The sequence below is a fragment of the Candidatus Paceibacterota bacterium genome, assembly GCA_035530615.1.
Taxonomy (GTDB): Bacteria; Actinomycetota; Actinomycetes; order Nanopelagicales; family Nanopelagicaceae; genus QYPT01.
In genome coordinates this window covers 312,390-328,790 of the sequence record DATKUL010000001.1, presented here as the reverse complement: position 1 = coordinate 328,790, position 16,401 = coordinate 312,390, and the positions used below count along the sequence as shown (strand labels likewise).

Genomic DNA, 16,401 nt, shown 5'->3' with positions numbered 1-16,401 from the left:
CAAATCCCTAGAAGTATTACTTTTACAAGTATGGTGTGATTATGTCAGAGCAAGTGCGTGTCGATGAATTTCTTACTTCCCTACTTGCCATCTGCAAGCCGCTGGACGCTTTTGATATGCCCCTGCTGGACGCTCATGGCGCCACCCTTGCCGATGACGTCTACTCAGGTGATCGCTTGGTCATGAAGGCTGGTTCGAGAATTAGATCGACGCAGATAGGACTGGCTGCTTCCATCGGATTAAGACAACTTCCTACTCGTCCCCACCCACGGGTGGTTGTTATTTCGGCGGGTCCTGATCTGGTTGAGCCGGGAAATCACCTCAAAATTGGCGAAGAGTATGAAACCAATTCGTGGTTGCTTGCGACCTCCGTCCGCGAAGCAGGTGCAGTCGCCTATCGAGTCTTCTCAATTCCAGAGGATGAGGAGCAGCTCAAAGGAGTGGTTGAAGACCAACTCGTCCGTGCCGATCTCATCATTGTGAGCGGAGAAAGAGGCGGTGACTCCTTCGATCTCATCACACGCGCATTGAGTTCACTGGGCGAGATCACGACAGTGGATCTAGCAATTGAGGCCAGCGGAAGGCACAACTACGGTGTCATTGGTCCAGATAAGACGCCGGTCGTCACTCTTCCCGGTGATCCCATCTCCGCCTACATTTCCCTCGAACTCTTCATCCGGCCAATGATCAGAACCATGCTCGGGTCCACCAATATTCATCGCCCATCGGTTAAGTCTCGACTGGAGCGTCCTATCGCGTCGGCCAGTGGGTCTCGTTCGTACGTGAGGGCCCACCTTTCTGAAGATGGAAGGTCAGTGAGAGCGCTTCCTTCTCAGGAAGATCTAGCCACGCTCTCGGATTCAAATGCACTGATCGCTGTACCTGAATCGGACGTTGATTTGGAAGCGGGTGCCGAGGTTACGGTGGTTGTGCTCCGCCGTAGATATTTTTAGATTACGACTATGGAGCGCGCGGCTCGGTGGCCAGTTGTTCTAGAAGATGGCGGCGTAACCCTTCAACCACTACGTTTTCGCGATCGAGCTGCCTGGGATGAAGTTCGCGCGATAAATCGCGAATGGCTCAGTCCGTGGGAAGCCACCCTCCCTCATGTTCCGCGAGAGCCAGTCGAAATGAAATTGCCGACGTTCTACCAGAAAGTGGTCTCACATAATCGAGAAGGGCGGGCTTTTCGCTCATTGAATCTCGCCATCTGGTACAAGGGCGCACTTGTAGGTCAAATAACACTCGGTGGAATCATCTTCGGAGCGCTTCGGGGAGCACATATCGGGTACTGGATTGATAAGCGATATGCCAATCTTGGAATCACTACCAAGGCCGTCACGATGATTACTGACTATGCATTTGATGTACTGGGGCTCCATCGCATTGAAATAAACCTTCGTCCAGAAAACGCGGCTTCTCGACGAGTCGCCGAGAAATCGGGCTATCGCCTCGAAGGAGAGCGACCCCGTTATCTCCACATTGATGGGAAATGGCGGGACCACATCTGTTTTGTTCGCGAAAATCCAAAGATCACATAGGTCCAGTCTCGCAAAACTGAGAAGAATCTCTGAGAAAAAAAGTACGCAAATCGGGCGCTTAAATCCACCAAAGGGTGTATTTCGCCCCCTATCTTTAAGCATCATGGCTTCCGGAATCATCTATCTATCGATCGTTGGGATGTGGGTTGCCTATTTTGTTCCTCGATGGGTCCATAGCCATGAAGAATCTTCTGGAAAATCTGTAGAGCGATACAAGAGCGCATTGCGAACTGTCACCAGTGGATCGGCTGACGAATCCATCGCACGCGCAATAGTTCATTCTGATCTCGATTACGAAGCAAGGGTGGCACAAGTTTTGATGCGGCGAAGAATAGTTTTTGGGTTGCTCATTGCCGGATTACTAATCACCCTCTCGCAAGCTATATTTAATAGTTTGTCATTAACTTATTCGCTAATACCAGTAGTTGGCTTTGCTTTCTATGTTGCACACGTTCGTCGTCAAAGTGTTGCCGACCGACTTCAGCGTCGTCGAGTAAATCAGTTGCACCGAACAACTGCAGGGGTGTCAACAACAAATCTTTCAAAAGTATTTACACCGAATGAGAATCGCGATCATTGGGTGCCACTTGCAGAGCGTGAAATTTCTGGTGTTGTAATTTTGCCTAAAGGAACATCGCAAGTGCGCAATTCATGGTCACCACAAGATGTGCCTGTTCCTACATATGTTTATGCTCCTAAGGCGGTTGCCTCCAGCAGAATCATCGACCTCACCATTCCTGGGGCCTGGTCGGATGAGCAGGAGCGCCTGGCCCAGGAGGCTCTATCAGCTGTGGCTCCAACTCGCGATGAGGTCTTTGATCAGCAAATGGCCGAAGAAGCCGTCGAGCGTCTTCGCATCAACCGCGCTGCCAACGAATAATTTCTAGCGCGCTGGCGCTTGCCCACACATACCCCGTACCATCTGACTCGCCCGTAAGGGGCTGTAGCGCAGTTGGTAGCGCGCCTCGTTCGCAATGAGGAGGCCAGGGGTTCGATTCCCCTCAGCTCCACTTTTTTGATTAAATTCGACGAGGGGTAGATTTCATGGAAAATCCATCCGATCGGACTGTTCAAACGTACCGAGAGAATTTTGCTAAATATCTCGAACGAACCCCAAGTGAAACGCTAGGCGAATTCAAGGAGTGGCTGGATGCTTTTGCTTCCCAGTTGTTTGAAAAGATGGATGCCCCACGATATTTTCGTTATTACACGGAGCTAACGATACGAGAAATCTTTGGCGGGTTGCCCTTCGAAGTTATCGGCGTATCGCAGGCAGAAAATGGGAAATGGCTTCACATTATTGTGAAGGTTCAAAAATAGTTATGGCAATAAACATCACCTATTTCGCGCATGGCACCTCAACCGACAACGAGAAAGGAATTTCCTCGGGTTGGCTTGATGCAGAACTCTCCAAAAGGGGAGTCATGCAGTCGGTTGAACTGAGGGATCAACTCAACGGCTATTCATCTTTAGTTGTAGAACCAATGCTTGAGAAAGCGATAACCGAAAGATTTCCTAATGGGGAATGTTTAGAGGATGTAAAGGCGAGAATCGAGGATTTTCTCAGGTTCTTAAAAGCCGAACATGAAGGAAAGAATGTGGCCCTGGTAGCGCATAGGGCGCCGCAACTAGCTCTTGAAGTTTTGCTCAACAGAAAGACCTGGGAGGAAGCGTCAGCAGAAGGTTGGAGAAAAATTGGCGCGTGGAAGCCAGGATGGGACTATTTATTGGAATAAGAATTCTTGAAACCCAAATCCTTTATCAACTTCTCGAGCGGAAGACTTTCAGTTCCTTCGGCGAGACGTTCGCGGACTCGCTCGGCTAGCAGGATCTCTTCGATTTCTGGGATGAGTCGTTCAAAGAGTGAGAAGGGAAGCATGACGCCCTCTGGCTTGCGATGACTGCCAAAGAGGACAGGTGCAGAGGAGATGCCCTCTTTTCGGAAGCGCATTACTATCGAAGATAGTTCAGCACGCGCTTCACTCGTGGGAAGGACTTCCATCAGGTTCCGTTTCATGGAGAAAGGGTGCCATCTTTCCTAGCAGGAATATGTACATATTTAGGCCTATTTTCGAAGGTCATCACGCCTGGGGAGACCGGATAGGGGCAATAATGTGCTCGGCAACTCGTCTCATTTGCGTACGAATATAAGCGCCAACATCGATTTGCCCCCACCTTTTGGCGGCGGATGTCCGATTTGCCCCCCACCTTTTGGCGGTGGATGTCCGATTTGCCCCCCACCTTTTGGCGGTGAATCGTCAGAGAGCGACTCTAGACTCGCTTGTATGCGAGATGATGAACTGCGAAGGATTCTGACAGACGCAAATCCGTGGTGGGGTGCTGCTGCCACATTTGGAAATAGGACAGCCTGGGTTCACAGTCATCGAGTAATGACAGGTAGGACTGAATTTGATTTGGGGTATCGAAATCAAATTCTGAAAGATGTTGCGACGGGTCCAATTACCGATTCGCTTATTTTGCTTGTAGGACCTCGACGAGTCGGAAAATCCGTAGTTCTTATTGACTGCATTGCAAGTCTGTGTGCGAGAAGCGATATAGATCCGCGTCAAATAGTTCACCTACCATGCGACGGTTTTGCCACTCGCGATTTGAGGAGAGCGATCACATTGGCTCGCGAGATGACGAGGTCAATTGATCAAGCTTCGCCAGAGCCTAGAATCTGGTTTTTTGACGAGGTTGGAACAATTCGAGGCTGGAGCGCCACCTTTAAAGCCGCGAGGGATCAAACGTTATTTGGAAGTGATTGCGTCATTGCAACTGGAAGTCGTTGGATCCCTGGAGAAGATGTGGGAGGGAATCTCTTTGCAGGAAGAGCCGGGCAAACCGCTGAGAGGAGACTAAGACCTACATCCCCAATGACATTTCGAGAGTATCTGAATATCTCGCGTCCCAATCTCCACCAGATCGAAAGACTCGAATTGCCAGAGGTTCAATCGAATGTCGCTAGGCAAAGTCTTGAGACCGTTCAATTTGGATTAGATGCCTATGATTTAGCATGGCAAGGGTACTTGTCTTCTGGTGGATATCCTCGTGCCGTATCGGAATATCACACTACGGGAGTTGTGAGTAGTTCATTCGTGAGAGATGTTGAGTCGTCCCTTCGAGGGGAAGTTGATCCTAATTCTTCACCAGATTCGATTCCTCTTTTGCTAGAACTCTTAAGCAAACGTGCCACGGGTCCATTTAATATGCGTAATGCTGCCGAAGTTTTGGGGTATAGCCGAGATCAGTTGGCGACAAGAATTGATCGTCTAATTGGGAGTTTTGCAGTATTGAAATGTCCTCAAAGGGATGATCATGGACGTGAGATTTCTGGTTCGCAGCCCAAGTTTTACTTAGCCGACCCATTACTTTCTTGGTTGCCTTCGATTTTGAGAGCAGGCTGCGCATCGCCCGATTTCACAACCCTTACGGAAATGACTCTAGGGACTTCGTTGGCAAGGGCTATTGATTACACAGAGCAAGGTAGATGGGCATCTGCAGACACGATTGGATATGAGAGGACAGGCTCAGGAAATGAAATCGACTTCTCGCCCGTTGCTGTACCAACTTCTTCTGGTCCGCAAGAAACCATCCCAATAGAGTCGAAATGGGTTGATGACGGATGGAGGAGTGAATCGCGACCAATCATCGGAAAGTATGGATTTGGAATTGTCGCAACAAAATCAGTACTAGATTTGTCAGGAGATGTGTGGGCCGTTCCCGCCCCCTTAGTAGCAATGCTTCTTGAATGATTTTTCTTTTTGCGTTCCAATATTTTTGACCACTAAATCCAGGACGGGAACCACATCAATCTATGCCAGGCGTCATAACTAATTACCGATCCGGTAAATAACGGCCAGAAGTAAATGAAATTCGCGGCGATCAAGAGTACGAGGACTGCGATGAGGATCTTGGATTTCTTTCCCCAGGGTGGTTCTCCCAGTATTTTCTGGGCGCAATAGACCAGCGCAAGAATGATGAAGGGCTCGAAGACGATCGCGTAAAAAGTGAAGACCGTTCTTTTCTGGAATAAGAACCAAGGTAGATAGCCCGCGGCGACTCCAAGGAGAATGATCCCAGCAGTGAAATCTGGCATTCGAAACGCGAGACTTCTCATCCAGAATCCCAGAACTGTTGCGAGGGCAAAGATGCCCAACCACCAGAGCAGCGGCGTTCCAAGGGCAAGGACCTCTTGCGAACAGTTGTCGCTGCCGCAGGTGTTGGGGGCCTCGTAGAAGAAGGAGGTCGGTCTTCCCATGATCAGCCAACTCCACGGATTTGCTTGATAGGAGTGTGGCGTGGTGAGGGTGGTGTGGAAATTGAGAATCTCTGCGTGGTAATGCCAGAACGAGCGAAATGACTTTGGAATGACACTCCAGGATGTCGACCTTGAATCGGCCCAATGGCGATCCCAACCGCGAGAACTCAAAAACCAACCAGTCCAACTCAATACGTAAGTGACTAGGGGGACAATCGCGAATTGCACGATCCGTTTTAGGAGGAGTTTGAACCAGGGCTCCATCCGGTGTCGATCTCGATAGATCGCCAGAAGTGCGAAGGCGGCCAGAAAATAGAGGGCGCTCCACTTTGTTCCCAGGGCGAGCCCAAACCAGATTCCAGACCGCCAGTAATGTTCTTTCAGCCAGGCATAGACGGCAAGGAGAATAAATAAAGTGAGAAATAAATCCAGGAGCGCGGTCCGTGAGTGGACGAGGTGGAGTCCATCTAGCGCCATCAGTAGTGAGGCCAGAGCAGCGAGTCTGCGAGAGTTGAAGAGTTTCCTTGCGATTCGTCCGACGAGGTAGATGGTCAGTGCACCAGCGACTGCGGCGGCAAAGCGCCAGCCAAATTCATTGTTTCCAAAAATCTTGATTCCAAGTGCGATGCACCATTTACCGGCCGGTGGATGAACGATGAATTCCGGTGACGATTTCGTGACTTCGACTCCGTATTTGAGAAGATCACGCGCCCCGTCTACGTAGTAGACCTCATCGAAAACGAAACCCTTGGGTGTGGCCAGATCCCAGAGCCGCAATCCAAAGGAGATGAGCGCGATGAGAAAGGGTGCCACTGGGTTAGCCTAGGCGAGATTAGTTACTTTACTGAGAGGATTTAGCCGTGACTTTGATTCTTGCGGCAACTCCACTGGGAAATCCAGGCGATGCAAGCGCCCGCCTTAAGGAAGCGATTGAGAGCGCCATAATTGTGGCCGCAGAGGATTCTCGGAAATTTCATCGTCTCTGTAAAGATCTTGAACTCGACTTCAAAGGCCGAGTCATCTCCTTTTTCGAAGGCAACGAAGAAGAGCGGACTGCCGAAGTTCTGATGATTCTTAACTCTGGATCATCGGTCCTTGTGCTCTCTGATGCAGGAATGCCGACAATCAGCGATCCCGGGTTTCGACTGATGCGCGCTGCCATCGCGCAGGGGATTCCAGTCTCTGTGATTCCAGGACCCAGCGCAGTCACTATGGCGATTGCGCTTTCAGGATTGCCAACCGACCGATTTGTATTTGAGGGTTTCTCGCCGCGGGCGAAAGGTGCCCGACAGAAATTTTTTGAGAATCTGCGAAATGAAGAACGAACTATCATTTGGTTTGAAGCTCCGCATCGCCTAGCCGATTCATTGGAAGATGCGGTCCTAGTTTTTGGCGAAAATCGCCGCGGTGCCATCTGCCGAGAAATGACAAAGCGGTATGAAGAGACAATTCGCGCCACACTGGGCGAACTCAAGACGTGGGCGCAGGACAATGAAGTACGTGGCGAGATCACCATGGTTCTGGAAGGGGCGCCGACAAATGCAGCCGAAGTCACCGCCACCGGAATTGTTACGCGGGTGAAGGAATTTGAGGCGGCGGGAATGGATAGAAAATCCGCAATCGCCACCGTCGCTGCAGAATTCTCCCTTCCCAAGCGGACCGTCTTCACTGCGATGGTCGAGTCGAAATCAACCTCTAAGATAACGACATGACGAATTCAGCGCAGGGTAAGACTTTTTACCTGACGACTCCTATTTATTACGTCAATAGCGCTCCGCACATTGGCCACGCTTATACGACGGTCGCCGGAGATGTCCTCACTCGTTGGCACCGTCAAAAAGGTGAACCTGTCTGGTATCTCACCGGCACCGATGAGCATGGCGAGAAGATTCTTCGTGCCGCCCAAGCAAATGGAGTCACCCCGCAAGAGTGGGTCGATCGATTGGTCGAGACCGAGTGGAAGCCAAATTGGCGCGCGCTCAATATTGCCAATGATGACTTTATCCGCACCACCGAAGTGCGCCACACAGAGCGAGTTCAGCGATTCTTGCAAGGATTGAAAGACGCTGGATATATCTACTCTGGAAAGTATGAAGGTCCTTATTGCGTGGGATGTGAAGAATTTAAACTTGCCGGCGATCTCGTTGAAGTTGGCGGCCAGCAGACCTGTTCGGTCCATGGCACCCCCATTGAAATTGTCAAAGAAGACAACTGGTTCTTTCGTTTATCCGACTTTGTCGAACCACTTCTCAAACACTACGAAGAAAATCCGCAATCCTGCCAACCAGATACGGCACGGAATGAAGTTGTCTCCTTCCTGAAAAGCGGCGTCACTGATCTCTCGATTTCTCGCTCTACTTTCGACTGGGGCATTCAAGTTCCTTGGGATAAAGATCAAGTTTTCTACGTCTGGTTTGATGCGCTTCTCAACTACGCAACTGCAGTCGGTCTTGGTGATGATCCAACAAGTGAAGGCGGAAAGAAATTTGCGCAAGTTTGGCCGCCGGATGTGCACCTCGTCGGTCGCGAAATTCTTCGCTTCCACTCTGTGATTTGGCCAGCGATGCTGATGGCTGGCGGGTTGGCGATACCGAAGAAAGTATTTGCTCATGGATGGCTCCTTGTTGGTGGCGAGAAGATGAGCAAGAGCAAGCTCACTGGAATTGTTCCAAGCCAGATCACAGATCATTTCGGGGTAGATGCATTTCGCTATTACTTCCTACGCGCGATTCCTTTCGGCAGTGATGGCTCTTTCTCTTGGGAAGATATGCACGCGCGATACACCAGCGAATTAGCAAATGATTTCGGCAACCTTGCCTCGCGTCTGGCAGCGATGGTTGCAAAGTACTGCGATGGAGTTCTGCCAGCGGTGAAGCACGATCCCGAATTGCAGGCTTTTTTGCATGCGACCGTCGAGAAGGCTGACGCCGCGATCTGTGACCTGGATTTCCAGGGTGGAATCGTGGCAATCATGGAATTCTGCAAGCGGGTCAATGGCTATGTCACCGAACAAGAGCCGTGGATCCTGGCTAAAGATCCGGAGAATAAAGAGCACCTGGAGGCGGTTCTTTACAACACCGCTGAGTCACTACGCGCACTCGCAGTTCTACTCAATCCCGTCATGCCGGCGACCTGTGAAATTCTCTGGGACTCACTAGGCGCAAATGAATCCATTGGCAAACTCGCCGATCAAAAGATTGATGATGTCGCCACGTGGGGGCAACTTCCAGTTGGCTCGGTCGTTACAAAGAGCGCCATTCTCTTTCCTCGACTAGATGTAATCGCGTAACCACTATGGCTGATCGCCACAATCGAGACATTGATCGTCCGCTCGCTCCACTTCCCGAGCCACTTCCTGTTACGACCGTTGATTCTCATGCGCACCTTGAGATCATCACCGACACCGCACCTAATTCACCTGAGGTCGGTGAGATTCTCGCGCAAGCGAAATCTGTCGGCGTCGATCGTGTCGTCCAGGTGGGGTATTCAGCCGAGCAATCGCAATGGTGCGTGGACGCAGCCGAGTATTGGAATGACACAGTTCTTGCCGCGGTGGCATTGCATCCGAATGAAGCACCGGTTGTTAAAGACCTCCAACATGATTTAGCAATCATCGCCAAACTCGCCGAGCATCCACGGGTTCGCGCAATTGGTGAGACCGGTCTGGATTATTTCCGTACTCCACCAGAATTGCGTGGAGTTCAGCAGGAATCTTTTAAGTGGCACATTGAATTGGCGAAGCGAACCAAGAAGGCCTTGGTGATTCACGACCGCGACTCGCATGAGGACATCCTCTCCATCTTGTTAGAAGTTGGCGCCCCGGAGAAAACGGTTTTTCACTGCTTCTCTGGCGATGTCGCGATGGCCAAAGTCTGTATCGAGCGCGGCTACATTCTTTCTTTCGCTGGCACCCTGACTTTCAAGAATGCGCCGCAACTGCGCGAAGCCGTGAAGTTGGTGCCGATTGAGCAACTGCTTGTCGAGACCGATTCGCCTTTCCTCACGCCCAGTCCGCACCGTGGAAAACTTAATACCCCTGCGCAAATTGCCACGATCGTCCGTGCGGTGGCAGATGAACGTGGGGACGATTTAACCGTGATAGCGACTGCTTTAAGTGCCAATGCCGAGCGCATATTTGGGCCGTTCTCCGCGTGAGTCTCCTGGGAGCCGCAGAAATTCGAGCCCTGGCAGCAGAACTCGATCTCAAGCCTGCAAAATCACTCGGGCAGAATTTCGTTATTGACTCCAATATCTGCCGCAAGATCGTCCGTCTTGCTGGTGTGACTGCAGATGATGTTGCTCTTGAAATTGGTCCCGGACTCGGTTCGCTTACTCTCGCACTACTGGAGGAAGCCAAGTCAGTCATCGCAATTGAGATCGATCCGCGGCTTGCCCAGCAATTGCCGATCACTGTTACCGCGCATTCGCAGAAGATTGCGGACCTCACCGTGATCAATCAGGATGCTCTGCAAATTAATGAACTACAGACTAGCCCAACCGTCCTGGTGGCCAACTTGCCGTACAACATTTCGGTCCCGGTGTTACTTCACTACCTGGAGAAGTTCCCGACTCTCCGATCTGGGATCGTGATGGTTCAAGCAGAGGTCGCTGATCGCCTTGCGGCCAGACCTGGCTCGAAGGATTATGGAATCCCCAGTGTCAAAACTGCCTGGTGGGCGAAGATGTCACTGGCCGGCACAGTCTCGCGTTCTGTCTTCTGGCCCGCGCCCAATGTTGATTCCAAGTTGGTTAGTTTTGTGCGGCATGCCACACCAGCGGATGAGAAGTTACGCCCCATTGTTTTCACCGCGATCGATTCAGCATTCTCGCAACGGCGAAAGATGTTGCGCTCGGTACTCAAAGGTTGGCTGGGTTCTTCAGAGACTGTCGAAGCAGTACTGGCAAAGGCGGGAATCGACCCCACATTGCGCGGGGAAGCACTTGAGATTGGTCACTACTGCGAGATTGCACGCGCAGTCGAGGAATTGGCAATAGGGTTTTAGCATGACAAGCGTGGTGCCAAATTCTGTGATGGTGCGCGTTCCAGGGAAGATCAACCTGCAACTCTCTGTCGGTCCCAAAGAATCAGATGGATATCACAACGTTGTCACTGTTTTTCAATCAGTTTCCCTCTATGACGAAGTCACTGTTTCGCGCGAGGAAATGGGCGTTGGCTTAACCGCCAAGATCTCCGGTGATCACACCCACGGCGTTCCGACCGATGAGACCAATCTCTCGTGCCGCGCCACCATGCTGATGTGCGAAAAGTATGACCTGCCACTGGATTTAACCATCTCCATTAAGAAATCTATCCCTGTTGCCGGGGGGATGGCTGGCGGAAGCGCTGATGCCGCCGCGACAATCTTGGCTCTGGATTCGCTTTTCTCACTCGGACTCACACGGGAGGAAATGCACCAAGTCGGCTCACTGCTGGGCAGCGATGTTCCATTTATGTTGAGTGGCGGAACCGCAGTCGGTCGCGGACATGGCGATGAAGTAACCGCAGCACTTTCGCGCGGTACGTATCACTGGGTGCTTGCACTCTCTACCTCTGGTCTCTCTACTCCCTCTGTCTACAGTGAATGCGATCGGCTTCGTGAAGGTATGAAGATCTCAACCCCACAACTCAACGATCATCTGTTGCAGGCGTTACTGACCGGTGATCCGGTGGCACTTGGAAGAACGTTGGTCAACGATTTACAACCTGCTGCTTGTTCATTGAAACCAGCACTGCGACTAATTCTCGATGTGGGAATTGATTACGGCGCACTTGGTTCGATCGTCTCTGGTTCTGGACCGACAGTTGCGTTTTTAGTTTCCGATGAAGACCACGCACTTGACCTTGCAGTTGCTCTGACATCCAGCGGTGTTGTCGGAAGTGTGACTCGAGTAAGCGGACCGGTACCTGGTGCTCGGATTGTTGAGATTCACTAGTTGCTTGTAAAAAAAAGAATTACTGCTCGTCGAAGGGCGCTTCAATCTCACTGAGCGACGAGGCAAGTTTTACTTGATCAGCCTTGGACATGTTCTTCAAAATCTCACTCTCGCGCTTCAACAACTCTTCCATCGCCGTGTCCACTGCGCGCATTCCGCTCTTGGTCAACGTCACGAGAGAGCCCCGACCATCTTCGGGATCGGGCTGGCGGGTGATAAGGCTGAGCTCTTCCAGGCGATCAAGGCGATTGGTCATCGTTCCGCTGGTCACCATCGTCTCCTGCATCAATTGTCCGGGGGAGAGTTGGTAGGGAGCACCGGCTCGGCGCAGCGCAGCCAGAACATCGAAACTCCAGGTATCCAGATCGGCAAAGGCATTGCGCCGAGCAATATCGAGGTGGCGGGCAATGCGGGTGATTCGGCTCAGGACCTCCAGGGGTGAGAAATCCAGGTCGGGTCGTTGGCTCTTCCAGGCGGCAACGAGCCGGTCTACCTCATCCCTCATTGCCACCCCCCTTTGCCAGGTTTGCCAGGTTTGCCAGCGTGTTCACTCAGAAATCCGATACTAGCCAGGTTAGTGGTCAAAACTACGTCCGCCATACGAGAGAATACGTGTTCCGCCATTGTGTAGTGGCTAGCACATGGGCCTTTGAAGCCCAGGGTCCAGGATCGATACCTGGTGGCGGAGCAAACTTGTTTGCAAAGCCCAACAGGGTGGCGGAGCAAACTTGTTTGCAAAGCCCAACAGGGTGGCGGAGCGTTTAGGCTAGGAACAGTAAGAAGATCCATTGGCGCTAGCGATGGGAGCGTTGCTTGAGCCGTCTTGATTATGTGATCGTCTTAGCGGCCGGAGAAGGCACGCGGATGAAATCAACAACGCCCAAGGTCCTCCACACCATTGCAGGTCAATCCCTTTTAGGCCATGCTCTTACCGCCGTTGAAGCATTGGCACCTGCCGAAGTCCGAGTTGTCATCGGCGCAGGTCGCGAGAAAGTCCAAGAACATCTAGAGAAAATTTCGCCGCAATCCCTCGCCATTGTTCAGGAGCATCGCGGCGGCACCGGGCACGCGGTTCAGTTAGCGTTGGCAAGTGCTGAGACAAAGGGCACTGTACTGATCGTTTATGGCGATACTCCGCTCCTTTCGAGCGAGACGCTTCGCCAATTGATCGCTGCGCACAATGAGGGCGGATTCGCCGCGACCGTCTTGACCGCCGAATTTCCAGACCCGACCGGATACGGTCGGATTATCCGCGCTGAAAATGGCGACCTCATCCGCATTGTGGAAGAACGCGATGCAACGGATGTCGAAAAAGAAATTGATGAGATCAACTCAGGTGTTTATGTTTTTGATCTGGCAAAGTTGCATCGCGCGATTGCCAAACTCACTGATGACAATGCCCAAGGTGAGCTCTACTTGACGCAGGTCATCGAAATCCTTCGCGCCGATCATGAACGTGTCGTTCCGATTATTACCCCCGATTACATCGAGATTCTCGGCATCAATGACCGCGTCCAAATGGCTGAGTGTGCCGCGATCATGCGCGATCAGATCAACGATGCTTTCATGCGAGCTGGAGTCTCGCTGATCGACCCGACAACCACTTGGATTGATACCTCAGTAAAGATCGCCGCAGATGCCGTCATCTATCCGGGCACCGCAATCTCTGGGAATTCAATCATCGCTGAAGGCGCCATCATCGGGCCTCGCACCACACTGATTGACTGCAAGGTGGCGGCGCGCGCCACCGTCATTGAGTCCTTCTGCAACGGAGCCACGATCGGTGTCGAAGCAAGCGTCGGACCATTTACTTATCTCCGTCCGGGCTCAGTCCTGAGTCGGAAGAGCCGCACGGGTGCTTATGTGGAGATGAAAAACGCCACTCTGGGTGAGGGATCGAAGGTCCCACACCTCTCCTACGTCGGAGATGCCACCATCGGTGAGGGCACCAACATCGGAGCGGCCACAGTTTTTGTGAATTACGACGGAGTTGAGAAACATCACACCACAGTTGGAGATCACGTCCGGATCGGCAGTGACACCATGTTGGTCGCACCGCTCTCGATCGGAGATGGCGCTTATACCGCCGCGGGTTCAGTCATCACCGAAGACGTTCCAGCCGGCGCAATCGGGGTTGGCAGAGCGAAGCAGAGAAATGTCTTAGGGTGGGTCCTACGCAAACGCCCTGGTACTAAATCAGCCGCTGCCGCAGAATCAAGCTCCGAGAAAGGGAAACCCACTTCATGAGCGAATTGAAACTCGCCTCCGAAAAGCGCTTACGAATCTTCTCCGGTCGAGCCTTTCCAGAGTTAGCAGATCAAGTCGCCTCCGAACTCGGTATCCCTATCACCCCAACAGCTGCGTATGACTTCGCAAACGGTGAAATATTTGTTCGCTTCGAAGAAAGTGTCCGTGGATGTGACGCGTTCGTCATTCAGTCTCACTCCACTCCGATCAATAAACAGATCATGGAACAACTGATCATGATCGATGCACTCAAGCGTGCATCAGCCAAGCGAATTACTGTTGTCGCTCCTTTCTATGGATATGCCCGTCAAGATAAGAAGCACCGCGGTCGCGAGCCAATCACCGCGCGATTGATGGCCGACCTTTTCAAAACCGCTGGCGCAGACCGCCTCATGGTTGTCGATCTTCATACCTCGCAAATTCAAGGATTCTTCGATGGTCCAGTGGATCATCTCTTCGCACTGCCACTTCTTGCTAATTACGTCGGAAGCAAAGTAGACCGTTCACGTCTGACCATTGTTTCGCCAGACTCAGGTCGCGTCCGCGTTGCAGAGCGATGGTCGGATCTTCTCGGTGGCTGCCCCATTGCATTTATCCATAAGACCCGCGACCCACGTATTCCAAATGAAGCCGTTGTTGGCCGCGTCGTTGGTGACGTCGAAGGTCAAACCTGCGTTGTTATCGATGACATGATCGACACCGCCGGCACTATTACAAAGGCCGTGGATGCTCTCTTTGATAGCGGTGCAAAGGAAGTCATTGTCGCTGCCACTCACGCAGTTCTTTCCGGCCCTGCCGTTGAGCGCCTGAAGAATTCACGGGTCAGCGAAGTCGTCGTCACAGACACACTTCCCATCTCGGAGGAATCACGATTTGACCGCCTCACCGTTCTCCCAATTGCCCCGCTTTTAGCCCGGGCCATCAAGGAAGTATTCGAAGATGGTTCGGTTACCAGCCTCTTTGACGGGATGAGTTAAGCCACATTTTCGTTTTAACGTCCCGTTATTAGCCATCCATTGGTGGCTTATTGGTCCAGAAGTTACTCGGATTTGGTGAAAGCACGCTCCATTGGCTAATCTTTGGTCAGTTCCGGCGAGGGTAAGCACACCGTAATCGACGGTTTTCGAAAGTCGACGATTTGAACGTGCGCTCCTGGTCGAAACCAACGTGAAGGTACCGAAGGTTCGAGATCAATAGGGAGATTACATAATGGCCGAGATCATCATCAATGGCGTGAGCCGTACCGAATTTGGTAAGGGCGCATCACGTCGAGCACGTCGCGATGGCTTGGTCCCTGCAGTGATCTACGGACACGGTGCAAAGCCTTCACACATCAACTTGCCAGCCCGCGAACTCGGTACCGCGCTGAAGCAAGCCAACGTCCTTCTTGACGTCGTTGTTGATGGAAAGACCGAGCTCACACTTCCTAAGTCAGTCGTCCGCCACGCAATCAAGGGAACCCTTGAGCATGTTGACCTCGTCATCGTCCGTCGTGGTGAAAAGGTCACCGTATCGGTGCCAGTCCACACCTCCGGTGAATTCGATCGCGACGGAATCCTCGAGCACATGAGCACCGTCGTTGAAATTGAAACTGAAGCAACTAATATTCCTAACTTCTTCGAGTTAGACCTCACCGGTCTTGTCGCAGGTCTCTCCCTTTATGCAGAGGACATCAAACTTCCAGCAGGCGTCACATTGATCTCTGATCCAAAGATGCCGATCGTCCACCTCTCGGTGCGCTCAAGCCATGACGATCTTCCAGAGGCTCCAGTAGCTGAGGTCGCGGCTCCAGTAGCAACAGAAGAGAAGAAGGAAGCGTAACAAGTACGCTCTCACCATGGTCTGGTTAGTTGTAGGACTCGGCAACCCTGGACCTGAATACGCCGCGACGCGGCACAATGTCGGACAGATGGTTGTCGATGCAATTGCCCAAGGCAATAAATCCCGTTGGACCACTCACAAATCACGGACCGATGTTGCTGCCTACAAGATTGGCGCACCTCCACACGCAGAGTCGGTAATCATCGCAAAGTCCAAGAGCTACATGAACGAATCTGGCGGACCGATCAAAGCGCTCGCTGCTTTCTACAAAGTTGATCCAGCGCACATCATTGTTATTCACGACGAACTCGATATTGCCTTCTCGACCATCCGCGCCAAACTCGCCGGCGGCGACAACGGTCACAACGGATTGAAAAGTCTCACCTCATCTTTCGGAACCTCAAATTACTACCGCGTCCGCATGGGAGTCGGTCGTCCCATCGGCCAACAAGATCCCGCTGATTTCGTTCTCAAACAATTCTCCGTCGCTGAGAAAAAGGAACTCTCCGATTTTCTCCTCCGTGGTGCCGAAGCAGTCGAATCACTTATTACTAAAGGATTAGAAGTAACGCAGCAAGACTTCAATTCCTAGCATCT

At 51.9% G+C, this 16,401-nt stretch carries 18 protein-coding genes and 2 tRNA genes; 17 read left to right on the top strand and 3 right to left on the bottom strand.

From position 1 onward, the window contains the following. Window positions 1-41: 41 nt before the first annotated feature. The 6 genes from glp (at window position 42) to VMW30_01715 (ending at window position 3,277) form a co-directional block, all read left to right on the top strand. Window positions 42-953 (top strand): gephyrin-like molybdotransferase Glp, encoded by a 912-nt coding sequence (gene glp, locus VMW30_01740; protein ID HUW87089.1) that lies wholly within the window; start codon window positions 42-44, stop codon window positions 951-953. A 9-nt stretch (window positions 954-962) separates the two neighbouring features. Continuing rightward, a complete protein-coding gene (locus VMW30_01735) occupies window positions 963-1,541 on the top strand; it encodes a GNAT family protein (protein ID HUW87088.1) in 579 nt (192 codons plus the stop codon). Between the two features lie 103 nt (window positions 1,542-1,644). Then, window positions 1,645-2,421, top strand: coding sequence for a hypothetical protein (locus VMW30_01730; GenBank protein ID HUW87087.1), 777 nt, complete (start codon window positions 1,645-1,647; stop codon window positions 2,419-2,421). A gap of 57 nt (window positions 2,422-2,478) precedes the next feature. Further along, a tRNA-Ala gene (locus VMW30_01725) sits at window positions 2,479-2,551 on the top strand. Between the two features lie 34 nt (window positions 2,552-2,585). After that, window positions 2,586-2,861: a hypothetical protein gene (locus VMW30_01720; protein HUW87086.1), complete on the top strand. Its 276-nt coding sequence runs from the start codon at window positions 2,586-2,588 to the stop codon at window positions 2,859-2,861. Window positions 2,862-2,863: 2 nt separating this feature from the next. Continuing rightward, on the top strand, window positions 2,864-3,277 hold the full coding sequence (locus VMW30_01715) for a histidine phosphatase family protein (protein HUW87085.1): 414 nt from the start codon (window positions 2,864-2,866) through the stop codon (window positions 3,275-3,277). On the opposite strand, the gene VMW30_01710 is transcribed toward VMW30_01715, so the two are convergent. Then, window positions 3,262-3,558, bottom strand: coding sequence for a type II toxin-antitoxin system Phd/YefM family antitoxin (locus VMW30_01710; GenBank protein ID HUW87084.1), 297 nt, complete (start codon window positions 3,556-3,558; stop codon window positions 3,262-3,264). The two genes, VMW30_01715 and VMW30_01710, sit on opposite strands and share 16 nt — an antisense overlap. 268 nt (window positions 3,559-3,826) lie before the next feature. On the opposite strand from VMW30_01710, the gene VMW30_01705 reads away from it, so the two are divergent. Then, entirely contained in the window at window positions 3,827-5,296 is a 1,470-nt protein-coding gene (locus VMW30_01705; GenBank protein ID HUW87083.1) for an AAA family ATPase, read from the top strand. A gap of 32 nt (window positions 5,297-5,328) precedes the next feature. Here the strand turns inward: VMW30_01705 and VMW30_01700 are convergent, their stop codons facing one another. Continuing rightward, a complete protein-coding gene (locus VMW30_01700; protein HUW87082.1) occupies window positions 5,329-6,615 on the bottom strand; it encodes a glycosyltransferase family 39 protein in 1,287 nt (428 codons plus the stop codon). Window positions 6,616-6,662: 47 nt separating this feature from the next. Here VMW30_01700 and rsmI point away from each other — a divergent pair, with 47 nt between their 5' ends. Genes rsmI through VMW30_01675 form a run of 5 tightly spaced genes read left to right on the top strand, consistent with a single transcriptional unit; the run spans window position 6,663 to window position 11,736 of the window. Next, window positions 6,663-7,514 (top strand): 16S rRNA (cytidine(1402)-2'-O)-methyltransferase, encoded by an 852-nt coding sequence (gene rsmI, locus VMW30_01695; protein ID HUW87081.1) that lies wholly within the window; start codon window positions 6,663-6,665, stop codon window positions 7,512-7,514. Beyond that, window positions 7,511-9,091, top strand: coding sequence for a methionine--tRNA ligase (gene metG / locus VMW30_01690; GenBank protein HUW87080.1), 1,581 nt, complete (start codon window positions 7,511-7,513; stop codon window positions 9,089-9,091). Before rsmI ends, metG begins: the two co-directional genes overlap by 4 nt. Before the next feature lie 5 nt (window positions 9,092-9,096). Further along, window positions 9,097-9,957 (top strand): TatD family hydrolase, encoded by an 861-nt coding sequence (locus tag VMW30_01685; GenBank protein ID HUW87079.1) that lies wholly within the window; start codon window positions 9,097-9,099, stop codon window positions 9,955-9,957. Continuing rightward, a complete protein-coding gene (rsmA, locus tag VMW30_01680; GenBank protein ID HUW87078.1) occupies window positions 9,954-10,805 on the top strand; it encodes a 16S rRNA (adenine(1518)-N(6)/adenine(1519)-N(6))-dimethyltransferase RsmA in 852 nt (283 codons plus the stop codon). Before VMW30_01685 ends, rsmA begins: the two co-directional genes overlap by 4 nt. A gap of 1 nt (window position 10,806) precedes the next feature. Continuing rightward, a complete protein-coding gene (locus VMW30_01675; GenBank protein HUW87077.1) occupies window positions 10,807-11,736 on the top strand; it encodes a 4-(cytidine 5'-diphospho)-2-C-methyl-D-erythritol kinase in 930 nt (309 codons plus the stop codon). 19 nt (window positions 11,737-11,755) lie between these two features. Here the strand turns inward: VMW30_01675 and VMW30_01670 are convergent, their stop codons facing one another. Further along, on the bottom strand, window positions 11,756-12,241 hold the full coding sequence (locus tag VMW30_01670) for a MarR family transcriptional regulator (GenBank protein ID HUW87076.1): 486 nt from the start codon (window positions 12,239-12,241) through the stop codon (window positions 11,756-11,758). Window positions 12,242-12,352: 111 nt separating this feature from the next. Here VMW30_01670 and VMW30_01665 point away from each other — a divergent pair. The 5 genes from VMW30_01665 to pth all read left to right on the top strand — a co-directional run bounded on the left by VMW30_01665 (window position 12,353) and on the right by pth (window position 16,396). Next, a tRNA-Gln gene (locus VMW30_01665) sits at window positions 12,353-12,424 on the top strand. 125 nt (window positions 12,425-12,549) lie between these two features. Continuing rightward, window positions 12,550-13,983: a bifunctional UDP-N-acetylglucosamine diphosphorylase/glucosamine-1-phosphate N-acetyltransferase GlmU gene (glmU, locus tag VMW30_01660; protein HUW87075.1), complete on the top strand. Its 1,434-nt coding sequence runs from the start codon at window positions 12,550-12,552 to the stop codon at window positions 13,981-13,983. After that, complete coding sequence (locus VMW30_01655) at window positions 13,980-14,960, top strand: ribose-phosphate diphosphokinase (GenBank protein ID HUW87074.1); 981 nt, start codon at window positions 13,980-13,982, stop codon at window positions 14,958-14,960. Before glmU ends, VMW30_01655 begins: the two co-directional genes overlap by 4 nt. A gap of 232 nt (window positions 14,961-15,192) precedes the next feature. Next, window positions 15,193-15,804: a 50S ribosomal protein L25/general stress protein Ctc gene (locus tag VMW30_01650; GenBank protein ID HUW87073.1), complete on the top strand. Its 612-nt coding sequence runs from the start codon at window positions 15,193-15,195 to the stop codon at window positions 15,802-15,804. A 16-nt stretch (window positions 15,805-15,820) separates the two neighbouring features. Next, window positions 15,821-16,396, top strand: a complete 576-nt coding sequence (gene pth, locus VMW30_01645; protein ID HUW87072.1) for an aminoacyl-tRNA hydrolase — start codon at window positions 15,821-15,823, stop codon at window positions 16,394-16,396. The last annotated feature ends 5 nt before the right edge of the window (window positions 16,397-16,401 follow it).